The 18,375-nt window shown below is 37.8% G+C and carries 17 protein-coding genes; all 17 read right to left on the bottom strand.

Annotated elements, in window-relative coordinates; translation table 11 throughout:
• Positions 1 to 4 precede the first annotated feature (4 nt).
• On the bottom strand, positions 5 to 793 hold the full coding sequence (fliH, locus tag NST76_RS04955) for a flagellar assembly protein FliH (protein WP_342544687.1): 789 nt from the start codon (positions 791 to 793) through the stop codon (positions 5 to 7).
• On the bottom strand, positions 786 to 1,799 hold the full coding sequence (fliG, locus tag NST76_RS04950; protein ID WP_036124740.1) for a flagellar motor switch protein FliG: 1,014 nt from the start codon (positions 1,797 to 1,799) through the stop codon (positions 786 to 788). Before fliG ends, fliH begins: the two co-directional genes overlap by 8 nt.
• 15 nt (positions 1,800 to 1,814) lie before the next feature.
• Positions 1,815 to 3,407, bottom strand: coding sequence for a flagellar basal-body MS-ring/collar protein FliF (gene fliF, locus NST76_RS04945; RefSeq protein ID WP_036124742.1), 1,593 nt, complete (start codon positions 3,405 to 3,407; stop codon positions 1,815 to 1,817).
• 120 nt (positions 3,408 to 3,527) lie between these two features.
• On the bottom strand, positions 3,528 to 3,833 hold the full coding sequence (gene fliE / locus NST76_RS04940; protein ID WP_036124744.1) for a flagellar hook-basal body complex protein FliE: 306 nt from the start codon (positions 3,831 to 3,833) through the stop codon (positions 3,528 to 3,530).
• A gap of 23 nt (positions 3,834 to 3,856) precedes the next feature.
• Entirely contained in the window at positions 3,857 to 4,318 is a 462-nt protein-coding gene (gene flgC / locus NST76_RS04935; protein WP_036124747.1) for a flagellar basal body rod protein FlgC, read from the bottom strand.
• 3 nt (positions 4,319 to 4,321) lie between these two features.
• Positions 4,322 to 4,714, bottom strand: coding sequence for a flagellar basal body rod protein FlgB (gene flgB, locus NST76_RS04930; RefSeq protein WP_036124750.1), 393 nt, complete (start codon positions 4,712 to 4,714; stop codon positions 4,322 to 4,324).
• Between the two features lie 592 nt (positions 4,715 to 5,306).
• Positions 5,307 to 6,086 carry a GTP-sensing pleiotropic transcriptional regulator CodY gene (gene codY, locus NST76_RS04925; RefSeq protein ID WP_004229266.1) on the bottom strand — a complete coding sequence of 260 codons (780 nt, stop codon included), beginning with the start codon at positions 6,084 to 6,086 and terminating at the stop codon, positions 5,307 to 5,309.
• Positions 6,087 to 6,173: 87 nt separating this feature from the next.
• Positions 6,174 to 7,574: an ATP-dependent protease ATPase subunit HslU gene (gene hslU, locus NST76_RS04920; protein WP_036124752.1), complete on the bottom strand. Its 1,401-nt coding sequence runs from the start codon at positions 7,572 to 7,574 to the stop codon at positions 6,174 to 6,176.
• Entirely contained in the window at positions 7,574 to 8,119 is a 546-nt protein-coding gene (gene hslV, locus NST76_RS04915; RefSeq protein ID WP_036124754.1) for an ATP-dependent protease subunit HslV, read from the bottom strand. Before hslV ends, hslU begins: the two co-directional genes overlap by 1 nt.
• A gap of 21 nt (positions 8,120 to 8,140) precedes the next feature.
• The gene (gene xerC, locus NST76_RS04910) at positions 8,141 to 9,040 is read right to left on the bottom strand and encodes a tyrosine recombinase XerC (RefSeq protein ID WP_036124756.1); all 900 of its coding nucleotides are present in this window, start codon (positions 9,038 to 9,040) and stop codon (positions 8,141 to 8,143) included.
• A 287-nt stretch (positions 9,041 to 9,327) separates the two neighbouring features.
• A complete protein-coding gene (trmFO, locus tag NST76_RS04905; RefSeq protein WP_058843502.1) occupies positions 9,328 to 10,641 on the bottom strand; it encodes an FADH(2)-oxidizing methylenetetrahydrofolate--tRNA-(uracil(54)-C(5))-methyltransferase TrmFO in 1,314 nt (437 codons plus the stop codon).
• 19 nt (positions 10,642 to 10,660) lie between these two features.
• The gene (gene topA, locus NST76_RS04900; RefSeq protein ID WP_036124760.1) at positions 10,661 to 12,739 is read right to left on the bottom strand and encodes a type I DNA topoisomerase; all 2,079 of its coding nucleotides are present in this window, start codon (positions 12,737 to 12,739) and stop codon (positions 10,661 to 10,663) included.
• Positions 12,740 to 12,831: 92 nt separating this feature from the next.
• Positions 12,832 to 13,728 carry a DNA-processing protein DprA gene (dprA, locus tag NST76_RS04895; protein WP_036124762.1) on the bottom strand — a complete coding sequence of 299 codons (897 nt, stop codon included), beginning with the start codon at positions 13,726 to 13,728 and terminating at the stop codon, positions 12,832 to 12,834.
• A gap of 193 nt (positions 13,729 to 13,921) precedes the next feature.
• Positions 13,922 to 14,824, bottom strand: coding sequence for a succinate--CoA ligase subunit alpha (gene sucD, locus NST76_RS04890; RefSeq protein WP_054610302.1), 903 nt, complete (start codon positions 14,822 to 14,824; stop codon positions 13,922 to 13,924).
• A 19-nt stretch (positions 14,825 to 14,843) separates the two neighbouring features.
• Positions 14,844 to 16,004 carry an ADP-forming succinate--CoA ligase subunit beta gene (gene sucC, locus NST76_RS04885; protein WP_036124767.1) on the bottom strand — a complete coding sequence of 387 codons (1,161 nt, stop codon included), beginning with the start codon at positions 16,002 to 16,004 and terminating at the stop codon, positions 14,844 to 14,846.
• Positions 16,005 to 16,165: 161 nt separating this feature from the next.
• Complete coding sequence (locus tag NST76_RS04880; RefSeq protein WP_058843501.1) at positions 16,166 to 16,468, bottom strand: EscU/YscU/HrcU family type III secretion system export apparatus switch protein; 303 nt, start codon at positions 16,466 to 16,468, stop codon at positions 16,166 to 16,168.
• Entirely contained in the window at positions 16,465 to 18,354 is a 1,890-nt protein-coding gene (locus NST76_RS04875) for a hypothetical protein (protein WP_036124772.1), read from the bottom strand. The genes NST76_RS04880 and NST76_RS04875 overlap by 4 nt, the downstream gene beginning before the upstream one ends.
• Positions 18,355 to 18,375 lie beyond the last annotated feature (21 nt).

Here is an 18,375-nt window from a genome sequence, read left to right as displayed (position 1 = left end):
AAGATCATTCCTTACTCTCTAATATTTCATGTAGCTTTAATCTAAGCTCATTCAATTGCTCATCAATACTAACCATAATGCGACCATGATTTGTTTCAATATAGCAATCTGTTTCATTGTCTAAATCTTCATTCACAAAAATCATAAATGGTACATCCATCGGGAACATTTCTGCTAATTCATCTCGATTAGTGGTAATTAAAGCGTAGTATGTTGGGGAAACATAAATTTTAATTTCTTTCATTTCCCTTGCTTCTTTCAACCCTCGACGCACAATTGACACAAACAGTTCGTTATCTTGCTCTAGTGAGGTGCCAATAATTCGTTCTGCTACAGTTAAGCCTAACTCTAAAATGACCGCTTCTTGATCTTCAATATATTTTTGTGCATTTTGTTTCGCTTGAATCATAACTTCATTCGCAGTTTGAAGTGACTGGGCCATTGCTTCAGAGGCTTTGTTCATACCATCTTCATAGCCTTGCCCAAACCCCTCATCATACGCCTCTTGCACTCGATTCGGTCTCTCTTCTTCCCAGCTTAACTTTAAGTGTTCAATTTCTTGGAAGTGTAATTGCTTTTCTTGTTCAAACATCTCACGTTCTGCTTGCAAAGTAGCTCTAGCTTCTGCAAGTAAACGATCTCGCTCTGCCATTATTTCATCCAATGTTAATTGATGCTGTGATGAGACTTCATGTTGGTCTACTTCAATCGGTTCAAACATATCTCGGATTTGGATTTCTTTAATACTATCGCTATCAGACTGGGTGTAAATAGAACGGATGATTCTAGACAATGACGTCATCTCCTCCACCGCGAGCAATAATAATCTCTCCAGCATCCTCTAGACGACGAATAACAGCAACAATTCGAGATTGCGCCTCCTCTACGTCACGTAATCGTACAGGTCCCATAATTTCCATTTCTTCTTTAAATGTATCAGCCATACGCTGTGACATATTGCGGAAAATAATATCTTTTACTTCTTCACTTGATACCTTCATTGAAAGCAGTAAGTCTTCGTTTTCACAGTCACGAATAACACGTTGAATGGAACGATTGTCGAGTGTAACGATATCTTCGAACACAAACATACGTTTTTTGATTTCCTCTGCAAGTTCTGGATCCTGTATTTCGAGTGCATCGAGAATTGTTTTTTCTGTTTGTCGATCTACGCCATTTAACACTTCTACGACAGCATCGATACCACCTGTTTCAGTGTAATCCTGTGTAACTGTTGACGATAATTTACGCTCTAATACAGATTCAATTTCACTAATTACTTCTGGAGAAGTCGATTCCATTACTGCTATACGTTTAGCAATATCCGCCTGTACTTCCTGTGGTAGTGAAGATAAAATAACACCCGCTTGCCCCGCCTCTAAATAAGAGAGAATCAGGGCAATTGTTTGTGGATGTTCATTTTGAATAAAGTTAAAAATTTGTGCTGGATCAGCTCTTCTAGCAAAATCAAACGGACGCACTTGTAGAGAAGATGTTAGACGATTAATAATCGTTTGCGCTTGTTCAACACCAAGCGCTTTTTCTAATACTGTTTTCGCGTAGCCAATACCACCTTGTGTGATATAGTCTTGCGCTAGTGCGATATTGTGAAATTCTTCAATAATCTCTTCTTTGACATTTGATTCTACTTTTTTAACACTTGAAATTTCTAATGTTAAACGTTCAATTTCTTCCTCTGTTAAGTGTTTATAGACAGAAGCTGAAACCTCAGGCCCTAATGAAATTAACAAGAGTGCGGCCTTTTGTTTTCCGGTTAATTCCTTATCTTTCTTGGACACAGCCGAACCTCCTAGTTAGTCTTCCGCAATCCAACTACGCAGTAACTTTGCAAAATCGTCTGGCTTTTCTTTAGCCATTTTTTCAAGCTGCTTACGACGCATTGTAGCTTCCGTTTCAATTTCTTCATTAATATCATCAATCATTAATTCTTCTTGTTCTTCTAGGATACTTAGCTCTTCTTCTTCCTGCGCACGCTTACGAGAACGGATAATAAAGAATGCTAGTAATAAAATAACAGCTAATAAGATACCGCCAATGACCCAAACCCACCATGGGATAACTGGTTTTTCATCAGCGACCTCTGTCGCCTTACCATATAAAGGTTGTACTGAAACAGCTACTTTCTCGTCAATTTGCTCTTGTGTAAGTTCTGCTGCCACATCTTTGGAAATTGTTGTACGAACTATTGTACTTAAAATTTTCTCGATATCTTCACGAACACCATCTGGTAATGACGCTGCATCTGTCGCTGTTGGTGGTTCAACAATGACTTGAATTCCAATATCTTGAACTTTATAAGGAGCTTCTTGGATATCTTTACGTATACGATTCACGTCATTATTGATCGTTTCCTCTGTACGTTCATAGTCACCATTCCCTGTTGCACCTTCGTTATACGTTGTGAAGTTATCTGTAGTTGTTTCAGCTTCAGGTGTTCCTGCAGCTGCTGCGCCTGTACCAGAATACTGCTCTGTAATTCGTTGAGCACTAATTGCGATACCTTCCATATTTTCTTCATCAACAGGTGTCACAAGGTTTTCTTCACGATTTTCTTTCTTGAAGTCAATATCCGTTGTAACAGAAACCATCACTTTATCTTGTCCCATCAACGTTCCTAGCATATTTTGCACTTGACGCTGTAGATCACGTTCTACTAATTTCTTCATTTGTAATTGACCTTCGGCTGTCGCTGTGGAAGTACCATCAGTAGTAGCAGCATTCAAATCAAAGTACTCTGAGAATTGATTAGAGATTACGATGTTTTCAGTTTTTAAATTGGGAATACTTTTTGACACCAAATTGTACATAGTAGTAATTTGCTGTTCTGTAAATTTATAGCCAGGGTCTGTATTTAAAACAATAGATGCCGTTGCCTCGCCTTGCACATCCGTTACGAATACCCCTTCTTCAGGAACTGTAATCATTACTTTGGCATCTTTTACACCCTCTAAATTTTTAAAAAGCTTAGCAATTTCAGTTTCAGTTGCTGCTTTTTTTAAGAGGTTAAATTCATTATCTGTCATACCAAATCCTGAACTATTAGCAAATGAGTAATCAATTGTACCTGTTTGCGGATAGCCCTCTGAAGCTAATTGTACTAACAAGGAGTCAACTTGCTCTTCTGGCACTAAAATAGATGTTCCACCTGGAGCAATTTCATAGTTCACACCTTGGGAATCTAGTGCTTCCTTTACTTGTCCAATTTCTCTTGTTGATAAATCTTTATAAAGTGGAACATATGTAGTTTTCGAAGCAAAAAACGTCACGATGGCTGCAAGTGCGATGACGCCTACCACGGAGCCAATCATAACTATTTTTTGCTTTTTACTTCGACTTGTCCAAAATTGACTGGTGTCGTTTTTTATTTTCGTCAATCGTTCATTCATTATGAATCCTCCGGTTATAGTGAATAACCTAGCCATCAATAATTTGCGAACATAATGAGTCCACTATAGTAGTGGTTATTAATCTAGTTTGAAAAGAGTTTCCTTATCTAGACAATAAAATTAAACACTCATTCGCATTATTTCTTGGTAAGCTTCAATCACCTTATTGCGAACTTCAATTGTTGCGTTTAATGTAATGCTCGCCTTTTGTGAAGCAATCATCACTTCATGCAACTCCACATCTTCACCTTTAATTAGCTTTTGAGTAAATTTATCAGAAGTTATTTGCTGATCATTTACTTTGGCTATTGCTTCTTTTAACGAGTTCGCGAAGCTTTGTTGCGCTTCATAAGGTGTTGTATTGAGTTTATTTGTTTCATTTACAACCTGAGTAGGTGTCATTAGCGAAACGGACGAAATAGTCATTATGTATCTTCCTTTCTACTTATTTATTTACCAATCTCTAAAGCCTTTGTTAGCATGGATTTATTTGCGTTAAATACAGTTATATTCGCCTCATAGGAACGTGTTGCTGACATTAAATCTACCATCTCTTTCAATGGATCCACATTTGGCATATTCACATAACCATCTGCATTTGCATCTGGATGAGTTGGGTCATAAACAAGTTTGAAAGGTGTTTCTTGATCTTCTGAAATTCGAGAAACTTTCACACCATTGCCAACACCACTTTTCGCATTTTTACCAAGGGCTACATTCAGAAATTTCGAGAATTGTCCTTCTTGTGCTGCGAACGTCACAGACTTACGTCGATACGGTTCCCATTCCCCATTCACTTGACGAGCACGAGTCGTATCGACATTTGCCATATTGGAAGAAATAACATCCATTCGTAATCGTTGCGCTGTTAAAGCAGAGGCAGTGGTATTCATCCCATGAAATATAGACATCTATTACTTACCTCCCTTTATAACGGTATTCAATGTGTTTAATTTTCCATTAACACGGTCAATTAAAGCATTGTAATAAATTTGATTCTCTGCTAATTTTGCCTGCTCAGCATCCATATCTACAGCATTGCCATTATTTCTATATCGCAAGTTCTCAACATTATTAACGCCAGGCGTAGATTGTCGAATTGTGAAATCATAATGTCTGCTGTCAGTACGATATGCGGAAATAGACATACTTTGCTGTTCTACCAACATATCCTTAAAACTAACATTTTTCGCCTTATAATTAGGCGTATCGACATTCGCAATATTGTTTGCGATTGTTTTATGATTCAAAGTTGCATAGGAAAGTCCGTTTTCCAGGCTACTAATAGTTCCACCAAATAAATTCAAAACTGTTCACCTCATTTTATTTCAATTTATGTACTTGTTAATTTATCCAATAATACAATTGTAATTAAGATGATACCTAGTGTCTATTGTCTTTTGTCACTTTTTAATAGTCTATCCGCCCTATTTTTTCTAATGTATAACCATGACAAAACTTCTGCATCCCTTATGTCTCTAAGGTTTATCAAAGGTTATTAGACATCTAGTTATTTTACACCATTTCGACAGTGTTTACGGTTTTTGTATTAAATATGCCTTTTTCTGAGCTTTATCGCCTTATAAATATTGACTAAATAAAGGTCCCATTTTACTAGTTCAATCAACACAAGCATATTTTGCCTATGAATGTGACACATATTTGAACAAGTTTTTCACCATTCTTCTAAAGTAACACACATTACATTTTTATATGCTAAAGGTAGTGACGATTTTTTGAACAGCATTAGGAAGAAAGAAATAAGAACCTACAATAATCAGCATTTTTGTACTTATGGCAAAAAAATAAGCACAAAAATCTTCTCCCTCACGGGCTAATACACAAAAAAAAGCGCCTAGTTTTACCCTAGACGCTTTCAGAATCTTCTTAAAGAAGTATTTATTTCATTTTAATTTCTGCTAAAGCATTTAAGAATTTATCGTTTAGCACTTTAATATAAGTACCTTTCATACCTAAAGAGCGAGATTCAATGACACCAGCAGATTCAAGTTTACGTAATGCGTTGACAATCACTGAACGCGTAATACCCACACGGTCAGCAATCTTAGAAGCAACTAGTAAGCCTTCATTGCCATCAAGTTCTTCGAAGATATGCTCAATTGCTTCTAACTCACTGTATGAAAGTGAATTAATAGCCATTTGTACGACAGCTTTGCTACGAGCTTCTTCTTCAATTTCTTCTGATTTTTCACGTAAAATTTCCATACCAACTACTGTCGCACCATACTCTGCTAAAATTAGATCATCATCTTCAAATTGTGAAGATAAACGAGCAAGGATTAATGTACCTAAACGTTCTCCACCACCAACAATCGGTACAATTGTTGTTAAAGCGTTTTGGAATAAATCTTTGTTTTCAACTGGGAAAGCAGTATGTTCGTTGTTAATATCTAAATTTGATGATGTTTCAGAGATCGTAAACAAGCTATGTGTGTATTCTTCTGGGAACTGTCTCTCTTCGAACATTTTTTTCATACGCTCATTTTCAATTTGTTGGTGAATTGAAATACCTAATAATTTCCCTTTGCGACTTAAAATATAGACATTACTATCAATAATATCGCCTAATGTATCAGCCATTTCCTTAAAGTTTACTGGTTTACCAGCAGATGCTTGAAGCATCGAGTTAATTTTACGTGTTTTTTCTAATAAATTCATTATATGTTCCTCCTATAAATAATCCGAAGAGTATTTATTAAATATTCTAAAGGTTTTTATTATTGAATGATACTAATTAGCTTTTTCTTACAATATAAACTGTGACAAATCTTTGTTTTTTACTATACCCGCAAGTTTTTGATCTACATACGCAGCATTGATCGGGATACTTGCTGGTGCAATTTCAGAAGCTTCAAACGATAGTTCTTCAAGTAAACGTTCTAATATCGTGTGTAATCGACGAGCTCCGATATTGTCAGTTTCCTGATTAACCTCAGTAGCAATTTCAGCAATTCGTTCAATAGCATCTGTTGTGAAATGAATTTCCACGCCTTCCGTTTCTAACAATGCCTTATATTGCAAAATAAGTGATTGGTCTGGTTCTTGTAAAATACGTACAAAATCCTGTTTTGTTAATTTTTCAAGCTCTACACGAATTGGAAAGCGTCCTTGCAATTCAGGAATTAAATCTGACGGCTTCGACATATGGAATGCACCAGCAGCTACAAACAGCATATAATCCGTTTTCACCGCACCGTATTTCGTTGTAACAGTTGAACCTTCAACGATTGGTAAAATATCTCGTTGGACACCTTCACGTGAGACATTTGCTGAAGAATTGCCTTCTTTACTAGCAATTTTATCGATTTCATCAATAAAAATGATACCTGTTTGCTCAGCTCTAGTAATAGCCTCTTGTGCCACTTCATCTGCATCTATCAGCTTATTCGCTTCTTCAACTGTTAAAATACGACGGGCGTCCTTCACTTGTACACGACGTTTTTTCTGTTTCTTCGGCATCAAACTGGATAACATATCCTGCATGCCACTATTCGCAGACATATCCATTCCCGTTCCTTGTAACGCATCAAAAATAGATGGATTTTGTTCTGTTACCTCCACAGTAACCCACTCATTTTCTAATTTACCGTTACGTAAATCAATCGCAATTTGTGCACGCTTAGAGCGTACTTCAACCTCATCTGTTGAAGAATCATCAGTCGTTGGTTGCTCTTTACCACCAAATAGCATTTCAAACGGATTTTGCATCGCCTGTTTCTTACGTAAAGAAGGCACCAAAAGTTTCACAATCGCTTCATTTGCTAATTCTTCTGCTTGTTCCTTAACAGACTCCATCATTTCTTCCTTTACTAGACGATGTGAGGCTTCTACTAAGTCACGTACCATTGACTCAACATCACGCCCTACATAACCTACCTCAGTAAACTTTGTCGCTTCAACTTTCACAAAAGGAGCATTTGTAAGCTTAGCAATTCTTCTGGCAATTTCCGTTTTTCCGACACCTGTTGGTCCAATCATTAATATATTTTTAGGAATAACTTCATCCTTCATATCCTCATGTAACAACGAACGACGATAGCGATTACGTAACGCAATGGCTACAGCGCGCTTAGCTTCATTCTGCCCAACAATATAACGATCTAAATGCTCAGTAATTTGTCTTGGCGTTAAATTTTTTTGCGTCATTAGTTCAGCGCCTCCACGATAATATTATGATTCGTAAATACACAGATTTCAGCAGCTGTTTCTAATGCCGCCTCAGCAATTTCACGAGCAGTCATTGTTTCACCTGCATATTTTTTCAATGCTCTACCTGCAGATAATGCATAATTTCCACCAGAACCAATAGCCAAAATGCCATCATCCGGTTCAATGACTTCCCCTGTACCTGAAACGAGTAGCAATGTCGTTTTATCCATTACTAATAACATCGCTTCTAACTGGCGAAGCATTTTATCACCGCGCCACTGCTTTGCTACTTCCACTGCTGCACGCTGTAAATTACCATTATACTCATTTAGTTTGCCTTCAAACATCTCAAAAAGTGTAAATGCATCAGCGACGGAACCTGCAAAACCTGCAAGGACCTGCCCATTAAACAGACGTCTGACCTTTTTTGCTGTTCCCTTCATCACAACTGCATTTCCCAATGTTACTTGACCATCACCAGCCATGGCACAGCCTCCGTTATGATGAACTGCAAATATCGTTGTCGCATGAATTTGTCCCATCTGCCTTCCTCCTTAGCTCTATTATGCCCTTGGATGGGCATTCATATATGTTTGACGAAGATGCTCTTTTGTTACATGTGTGTAAACTTGTGTAGAAGATAAATGTGAGTGACCTAATAACTCCTGCACTGTCCGCAAATCTGCGCCATTATTCAATAAATGTGTGGCAAAAGTATGGCGAAGCATGTGTGGGTAAATTTTCGTATGGAGTGAGGCCTTGTCAATCATTTCGTTTAAAATATGACGTACCCCTCGAGGAGTAAGTTCCCCACCACGCATATTGACAAACAACTGCTGGTGACTAGTTTTTTTCATCAATCGTGGACGAGCTTGCTCTATGTAGTCCTGCATTGCTAAACTCGCAAATTGACCAAATGGAATAATTCGTTCTTTTCGACCTTTTCCCATTACCCGTATAATCGAATAATGAAAATCTACATCCCCTACTTGGATTGAAGTCAGTTCACTTACACGAATACCTGTCGCATACAACAGCTCTAATATAGCTATATTTCTCAATGATTTCAAATCATCACCAGTATTCGCATCAAATAGCTGCTTCAATTCTTCTTCGTAGAAAAAATTGGGTAAACGTGATTCTTTTTTTGGATGATAAAGAGAACGAAATGCTCCGTCATCTAATCCGTACTGTCTATTTAGAAAGCGAAAAAAGGAGCGTATCGAGGAAATTTTCCTAGAAATAGAGGCCCTTGCTCTTTTCTCATCGTACAACTTTGTTACATAAAGACGTGCATGTATATATTCAACACTCGCTAAATCATCGATGCCCTCTCTTTGTAAAAAGGTTAAAAAATCTAGCAGGTCTGATTCATATTCTCGCACTGTATGAACAGAGAAGTTCTTTTCAACTTGGATGTAAAGCATGAACTGTTCGAGTGCATCTTGGGACGAAACTAACATGGAAAGATTCACCACCAATGATTTATTAATAATTTTCTCAAATGACTGACACTTGTAATATAACGGATAAATATTTCTTTGTCATCTCTTACAAGTTTGTATCGTTTTTCATTTCATTAATAAACATACATACTGACACTAAACCTATCTTCATAATATAGCAAGTGTAATTAGTTATAAATTGAGAAAATCTTCATACAAAATAATAAAATACGTCTAATTAAGCATTTTGTCTACAAAAAGAAAAAGCCTCTAAGAGTATATCAACTTTTAGAGGCTTTTTGCAATTAAATTGTTTGTGAATTCACAAAATTGCGAATTGAGCTTATTGCGCGTGTTGCATGCATTTCCGCACGTTCTGGTTTTGAACGACGACCAGGTGGTAATTCAGGGAATATACCGAAGTTAACGTTCATCGGCTGGAAGTTTTTCGACTGTGCTTCTGTTATATAACGCGCCATACTGCCTAATGCCGTTTCGAATGGGAAAATAATAGGCTCTTGTCCAAGTGCTAAACGAGCTGCATTAATTCCTGCAATTAATCCACTTCCTGCTGATTCAACATATCCTTCTACACCCGTCATTTGACCTGCAAAGAAAATATTCTTATGCTCACGAAGCTGATATGTTTTTTCTAAAACTTTTGGTGAATTAATGAATGTATTTCGGTGCATGACGCCATAACGTACAATTTCTACATTCTCTAACCCTGGAATTAGCTGTAGCACTTCCTTTTGTGGACCCCATTTTAAATGAGTTTGGAAGCCTACAATGTTGTAAAGGGTACCAGCAGCATCATCTTGACGAAGTTGCACAACCGCATACGGACGTTTTCCTGTTTTTGGATCTTCAAGACCAACTGGTTTCATCGGTCCAAATAACATGGTTTTCTCTCCGCGAGCTGCCATAACTTCAATCGGCATACAACCCTCAAAGTAAATTTCTTTTTCAAATTCCTTCAATGGCACAACTTCTGCTTCGATCAAGGCTTGACGGAAACGATCAAATTCTTCCTTTGTCATAGGACAGTTTAAATAAGCCGCTTCTCCTTTATCGTAACGAGATTTCAAATAAACTTTATCCATATCTATGCTATCTTTTTCGATAATAGGTGCTGCTGCATCGTAGAAGTATAAATAATCCAAGCCAGTTAAACCTTGAATTTTTTCAGCTAAAGCTTTTGATGTTAGTGGACCTGTAGCAATAACTGTTATACCTTCAGGAATCTCTGTGACTTCTTCATGAATGACCTCCACAAGTGGATGGTTTTTCACAGTCTCTGTCACATAGCCCGCAAATTCATGACGGTCTACCGCCAATGCACCTCCAGCTGGTACTGAACACTGATCTGCTGCCTTTAAGATAACCGAATCTAGCGTACGCATCTCTTCTTTAATAACGCCTACAGCATTTGTTAAACCATTTGCACGCAATGAGTTAGAACAAACAAGCTCTGCAAATTTATCAGTATGATGTGCCGGAGTTTGCTTTACTGGACGCATTTCATAAAGTCTTACTTTTACCCCACGCTTTGCAATTTGCCATGCAGCTTCACTACCAGCAAGACCTGCTCCTATTACATTTACTACTTGTTCAGTCATGTTTCTTACCATCTTCCTATCATTGAGTTGGTGCTTCTTCATAGTCACATTTCGTACATTGAATTTGCACACCTTTTTTTATCTTTTTCTCTACTAATAATGCATTACATTTTGGACATGGTCTACTAATTGGCTTGTCCCATGATACAAATTCACATTCTGGATACTGATTGCAACCATAGAATAGACGTTTTGTTTTACTTTTTCGCTCCACAATTTCGCCTGTTTCACAGGAAGGACATTTTACACCAATTGGTTTCATAATAGCTTTTGTATTTCTACAATCTGGGAAGTTTGAGCAAGCCATAAATTTACCATAGCGACCCAGTTTAAAGACCATAGGAGATCCACAAAGTTCGCAATCCTCTCCAGCAGGCTCATCTTTAATCACAACTTTTTCCATAGCTTCATCTGCATGTTTTACATGCACTTCAAAATCTGTATAAAACTCTTCCACAACACTTTTCCATTGACGGTTGCCTTCTTCAATATCATCTAAATCTTGTTCCATTTGTGCTGTAAATTCGATGTTTATGATATCTGGGAAAAATTCTAGTACGAGTTGATGTACAATTTCACCTAGCTCTGTTGGCATAAAGCGTTTAGCATCTAATACAACATAGCCACGGCGCTGAATTGTATCGAGGGTCGGTGCGTATGTGGATGGGCGCCCAATGCCTAGTTCTTCCATAGTTTTAACAAGTCGCGCCTCTGAATAACGTGGTGGTGGCTGTGTAAAATGTTGTTTAGGCTCAATTTCGAGCGATTTTACTTGATCACCAATTGCCATCTCAGGTAAAAGCTTTGTCGTCTCCTCTGTTTGATCGTCAGTACCTTCGATATATAGTTTCATAAAGCCTGCGAATTTAACTTGTGAGCCGTTTGCACGAAATAGTACATCACCATTTTGAAGATCTACAGCTACTGTATCAAGAACTGCTGGTGCCATTTGGCTCGCGATAAAGCGCTCCCAAATTAAACGATATAAACGTAACTGATCACGACTAAGAACTGCTTTTAATTCTTCTGGTGTTCTCATTGTACTCGTTGGACGGATCGCCTCATGAGCATCCTGTGCATTCGAAGCCTTCTTGGTTTGTTTTATATCTGTTGCAATAAATTCTTTGCCATATTTTCCTTCAATATAAGTAACCGCTTCTGCTTTTGCCGTATCTGAAATACGTGTGGAATCGGTACGCATATAGGTGATTAACCCGACTGTTCCCTCTTTTTTCCCAATATCAATACCTTCATATAATTGCTGAGCTAGCATCATCGTTTTCTTAGCTCGGAAATTTAATTTTCTTGCTGCCTCCTGCTGTAAGGAAGATGTTGTAAAGGCTGGTGCAGCATTACGCTTGCGTTCTTTTTTCGTAACATTGACAACATCAAAGTTTGTTCCTTTTACATCTTTTAATATTGCCTTTACTTGTGCCTCATTTGTTAATTTAATTTTTTCTTTACCATTTCCATAGTAAAGCGCATCAAATGTTTTTTTACCTTTTTCAAACGTTCCTTCAATTGTCCAATACTCTTCTGGTTTAAAGTTTTTAATTTCATTTTCACGATCAATGATCATACGTAGCGCTACAGATTGTACACGACCTGCAGATAAACCTTTTTTCACTTTTTTCCACAGTATCGGACTAATGTTATAGCCAACAAGTCGATCCAGAATACGTCTTGTTTGTTGTGCATCTACTAAATCCATATTGATTGGACGTGGGTTTTTAAAGGAATCTATTATCGCATCTTTGGTAATTTCGTTAAATACCACACGACAATCCGAGTGAATATCAATATTTAGCGCAGTCGCAAGGTGCCAAGCAATCGCTTCTCCCTCGCGGTCTGGATCGGCCGCTAGATATACTTTCTTCACTTTTTTAGCCGCAGATTTTAATTCCTGTAAAACAGGTCCTTTACCGCGTATCGTAATATACTTAGGTTCAAAGTTATTTTCTGCACTAACACCCATTTGGCTACGTGGAAGATCTCGTACGTGTCCAACCGACGCTTTTACTTTATATTTCTTTCCTAAATATCGTTCAATCGTTTTTGCTTTTGCTGGTGATTCTACAATCACTAAATAATCCGCCATCTATGTCTCCCCCTTAGCGAGGTCTATTACTAATTTTTTTAAGTTACCTGTTGCAAAATGTATAACAGATTTTAAGATAATGCAACTTTTTTTCAATTTTTGTTAGAAAAGAGCTCCAGTGTTTCAACGATTTGATGACCATTCATGACTGGAATTGCACCTTCTAAAAGTAATTGATTGGTCCCCTTAGATTGTGTCGCATCAATAGGTCCAGGCACCACAAATACATCTTTCCCCTGCTCTAATGCGAGCTCTGTCGTAATAAGCGTACCACTTTTTAGGGCAGCCTCTGTCACAACTAAAGCTCGGGATAAACCACTAATGATTCGGTTACGCATCGGGAAATGCCATTTTTCAGGCTTCATATGAGGGGGATATTCCGTTATTAATAGCTGGTGCTCTGCCATTTGTTTAGCAAGAATCTGATTTTCTGCTGGATAGAGATAATTAAAACCATGTCCAAGTACAGCAATTGTGTGACCACCCATATCAATTGTTGCTCTATGTGCCATTGTATCAGCACCTCTAGCAAGCCCACTAACGACCGTATAACCACTTTGAACAAGAGGCGGTACTATGAGGTCCATTGCCCTCTTAGAATACGCTGTAGCCTTCCTAGAGCCTATAATAGCTATCTGTTTGTTATTTGTTAACAAAGAATACTGACCTTTCACATACAATACAGTAGGTGGATTGGATATTTCAAATAATTGCGCCGGGAAATATGGATGATAAAACGGTATGGGGAAAATATTGGCTTGTGCATACGCAGCACCAAAAGGTTTTATCATAATTTGTCGAAAACTTTGAGAGAGCTGATATGCTTTTTGTGCCGATATTTGTAGAATTTTCGCTATCTCATCATGATGAATGTCTTCAAAAGAGCTTAACATATTTACCGGGGACAATAATTGTTGAAGTTTCTGAAGAGGTAACGGGTATATATAATGCAAAGCTAGTAATCTCTGTGTATCTACTGCAAGGATCATTCAATAAACCTCCTTTATAATAGAAGAAATTAAATGACCGCATGATAATGCAACACAACTTTTCATCATTATTTATACATCTGCCATAAAATTGTCGTTTTTTTCATAAGTAAGTAGGAATTTGTTTCATGAAATATGATAGCAGCGTGTAAATAATGAAAAAGATGTAGCCGCAATAGCTACATCTTCCATTTTAATGGGTTTTACACTTTTCGTATAGCCCTTTTTCTTTAATTACTTTAATCAATGTTTCACCAATGACAGAAGGTGTTTCTGCAACTTCGATACCAGCAGCGTTCATTGCTTTAATTTTCTCAGCTGCTGTTCCTTTACCACCAGAAATGATCGCACCAGCGTGACCCATACGTTTTCCTGGAGGGGCAGTTTGTCCACCAATAAAGCCTACAACAGGTTTTGTCATATTTGCTTTAATCCATTCAGCTGCTTCTTCTTCAGCCGTACCGCCGATTTCACCAATCATAACTACTGCGTAAGTTTCTGGATCATTATTAAACGCTTCAAGAACATCAATGAAGTTTGTACCGTTGACAGGGTCTCCACCGATACCTACAGCTGTTGTTTGACCAATACCAGCTTGCGTTAATTGGTGTACTGCTTCATATGTTAATGTACCAGAACGAGAAACTACTCCTACATGGCCTTTTGTATGAATGTAACCTGGCATGATACCAATTTTACATTCATCAGCTGTAATAACACCTGGACAGTTTGGACCTACTAAGCGAGTCTTTTTACCTTCCATATAACGTTTAACTTTCACCATATCAAGGACAGGAATGTGCTCTGTGATACAGATCGTTAATTCTAATTCAGCATCAACAGCTTCTAAAATTGCATCTGCCGCAAATGGTGCAGGTACATAGATAACTGAAGTTGTAGCACCTGTTGCAGCTACAGCTTCTGCTACTGTATTGAAAACAGGAACTCCCTCGATCTCAAGTCCACCTTTACCTGGTGTTACACCTGCTACGATTTTTGTGCCATACTCAAGCATTTGCTTCGTATGGAAAAGAGCTGTTTCGCCCGTGATCCCTTGTACAATTACCTTCGTATCTTTGTTAATAAATACAGCCATTGTTCTCTCCCTGCCTTCCTTAGCCTACTAGTCCCACAATTTTTTGTGCACCGTCAGCCATTGAATCCGCTGCAACGATGTTTAAACCAGACGCATTTAAAATTTCTTTTCCAAGTTCTACATTTGTACCTTCTAAACGTACAACTAATGGCACAGCTAAACCGATTTCTTTAGCAGCCGTTACAACACCCTCAGCGATAATGTTACACTTCATAATTCCGCCAAAAATGTTTACGAAAATGCCTTTTACGTTTGAATCAGAAAGGATAATTTTGAAAGCCTCTGTTACTTTTTCAGCTGTTGCACCGCCCCCTACATCTAGGAAGTTAGCAGGGCTACCGCCATAATAGCTAATTGTATCCATAGTTGCCATAGCAAGACCAGCACCATTAACCATACAGCCAATGTTACCCTCTAATGAAATATAGCTTAAATCATATTTGGATGCTTCGATTTCTTTTGGATCTTCCTCGTCGAAATCGCGTAATTCGACAATATCCTTATGTCTATATAATGCATTGGCATCAAAATTGAATTTAGCATCTAATGCCACTACATCACCTTGTCCAGTTACTACAAGTGGATTAATTTCTACAATTGATGCATCTTTGTCGATAAATGCTTGATATAAGCCTAACATTAATTTAACAGCTTTCCCCACAAGGTTTGCTGGAATATTCATATTAAACGCCATACGACGTGCTTGGAAGCTTGTTAATCCAACTACAGGATCTACTACTTCTTTGAAGATTTTTTCCGGATTTGTTTCCGCAACTTCTTCAATATCCATACCGCCTTCTTCAGATCCCATCATCGTAACACGAGATGTGGCACGGTCTAATACTAGACTTAAATAGTATTCTTTTTGGATATCAGAACCCTCTTCAATATACAAACGTTTTACTTCTTTTCCTTCTGGACCTGTTTGATGAGTCACTAAAATTTTCCCTAATAACTCTTTTGCGTATGTGCGCACCTCGTCAAGATTTTTAGCGATTTTTACACCGCCTGCTTTACCGCGACCACCTGCATGAATTTGCGCCTTGACAACTGTTACGTTTGAGCCAAGTTCTTTCGCTACTTTTACTGCTTCATCAGGGGAAAAAGCAACTTTTCCGTTTGGTACTGCTACACCATATTTTCTCAGAATCTCTTTCCCTTGATATTCATGGATATTCATAATACATCCTCCCATCAAACATTTGCATAGAATTGTTTTACTAACATAGACTATTCTAACGAAACATTCTGATAAAGTCTACACTTTGTCTTTAGTTCGAATTTTCTCTCTTATTATGACGCTTTTTTCTATTTTGTGTACTAAAACAGCTTGCAAAACAGTCAGAATACTTCGTTTTTTCTGTATTTTTTCGCATGTTGTTGATCTAAACGATAAATAAAAGCAAAAACCTCCGAAACCGCCTGATATAATTCTTCTGGAATAGACTCGTTTAAATCTAATTGACCAAGCAACTGCACAAGGTTAGGATCCTCATAAATCGGCACATTATGCTCATTTGCACGTGCCAAAATATTCTCGGCAATTTTCCCTTTTCCCTTTGCTACAACAGTCGGACTATCCATTTGTCCAAGTTTATAGGTAAGTGCAATTGCTTCTTTTCGAGTAAATTTTTCTTCGCTCATACGCGGATATCCACCCCACTCTGCTCCTCTCGCTGTTCTACTACAGTACTTCCTTTTTCTGTTTGCCCCTTGTCAAATTGTTTAATAAAAACACCTGATAGTTGATAATCCTTTTCTGCCAATCCCATTTTCAAGGCAGCCTTTAATGGCTCCGCAAGTGGCTGAATATCCGAATTTTCATTAAATATCGTTACTGTAACTACTCTATTTTGAACCTGCATATCAATTACCGTTTCTTGCATGGATGCCATCTGTAAATAAAATAATACGCGTGCATAATTGGCATCAATTTTGCCATCTTCCTTCATGCGACCATTCCACTGTAATGTTGCATCCATCTTTTTGCCGAAAAATTCAAGCGGGACTTGCATAATGAGCTGATGTTGATGGCCATTTTCTCCTGAAGATAGCTGCATACCATTCATACGCGTCATCAACATTTCTGCCGCTTCTCTCAATTGTGGTGTAATATTACTTTCCTGCAATAATGTGTGGAGCTGTGGCTTTAATTGATGGGTAATCATTTGTATATCTGCTGATTTGTTCCCCAATGTCGCCTCATAGCTAATCCCTAAATTTTTTAACACCGTTTTAAGAGCATGCTGCATCGCCTTACTATCCACCGAATTTTGTACAAGTGCATCAGCTTGTGTCACTATTTGTTGAATCATCGGTTGCGGTGATTCAACACTAGTTTTAACAAGGTTACGCATCAGTGCTTCATTTTGTAATGGAGTCGTCGCTTCTTGCCTTATAAGAGATAGCAAATGTTCCTTGCTAGACAATGCATTAGCATCCTGTGTAAATAAACGATCAGCAGTATTTTGAGCAAACGCTTTTATTAACTGCTCCTGCATTTGTTTAGCAAAAATTTCTAATGTTTGCTTCGATACTGGTAATTGATTAAAACGATCCATTAACTGATTGAGCTGTAGTTTTTGTTCATTTGTTAAGAAATTTTGGTTGGCTGTCCATGATTTCAACTGTTCAATTAGCTGACTTACATTTTCAGGCTTTGATGCAAGGATCGTTTGTACAACTTGGCCAGCCTGCTGCATTGGTTGTGCCGCTTTAGGGTCATTGATATTCGTCCAGTTTTGCCATGTTGCTTGTTGTGGCAGTATGCCTGCTTCCTTTAAAATTGTTAAGGCTTGCATTTTTTCACTCATCGCAGCAGCATCATTTGTTAAGCTCTGTATCGCTCTAGCTAAAATCAGACTGCCTGTTTCTATTTCAAAAGGTTTAGCAATCGCTTGTACCTGCTGCATCAAATTTTGCTTAAGCACTTCAGATAAAGTAGTATCCCTTGCTAAAAGCTGTGCAAAATTATCCATAGTCATCGCCATACCAGATGTTTTTTGTCCACTTAGTAAGGCTTGAAAAACATCATTCGTCATTGGCATTTTAAGCTCTATCATTTTTTGAATGACCTGTAGTGCATCCGCTTTTGAAATGCCCTCTGGTAATGCCTTTAGCCACATTTCTGCCTGCATTAATTGCTCTTTTGAAATAGGTAACTGTTCCTTCATAAAATGTCCTAGCAATTGCTGCATCTCTGCTGTTTTAGGCAAATTCATGGATTCTAGTAGCTGATTGATTTGTTGATTTGGAGAAGATGCTTGTGCCATTGGTCCTGTAACCACTTTTAATTCGGTTTGTGGATTTGTTCCTGTTACCTGAAAGAAATGGGCATCACCCGTCTTTAACGGTACTTCAAGTTTCGCTATAAATTTTTGATTACCTACTTGTATTTCTGCCATTTGATCTGGATATAATTGCTTAATGGTACCGTGAAATACTTGTCCCTGCTTTAAAGCAAGTGGCTGATTTGCTGAAGTCATGGCATTTTGTTGTAGTTGAATCGGATTAAATGATGTGGCTGACATATACATACTCCTTTCATCAAT

This window comes from Lysinibacillus sp. FSL W7-1291, assembly GCF_038593415.1.
Lineage (GTDB): Bacteria > Bacillota > Bacilli > Bacillales_A > Planococcaceae > Lysinibacillus > Lysinibacillus fusiformis_D.
This window is presented reverse-complemented; position numbering and strand designations above follow the sequence as displayed.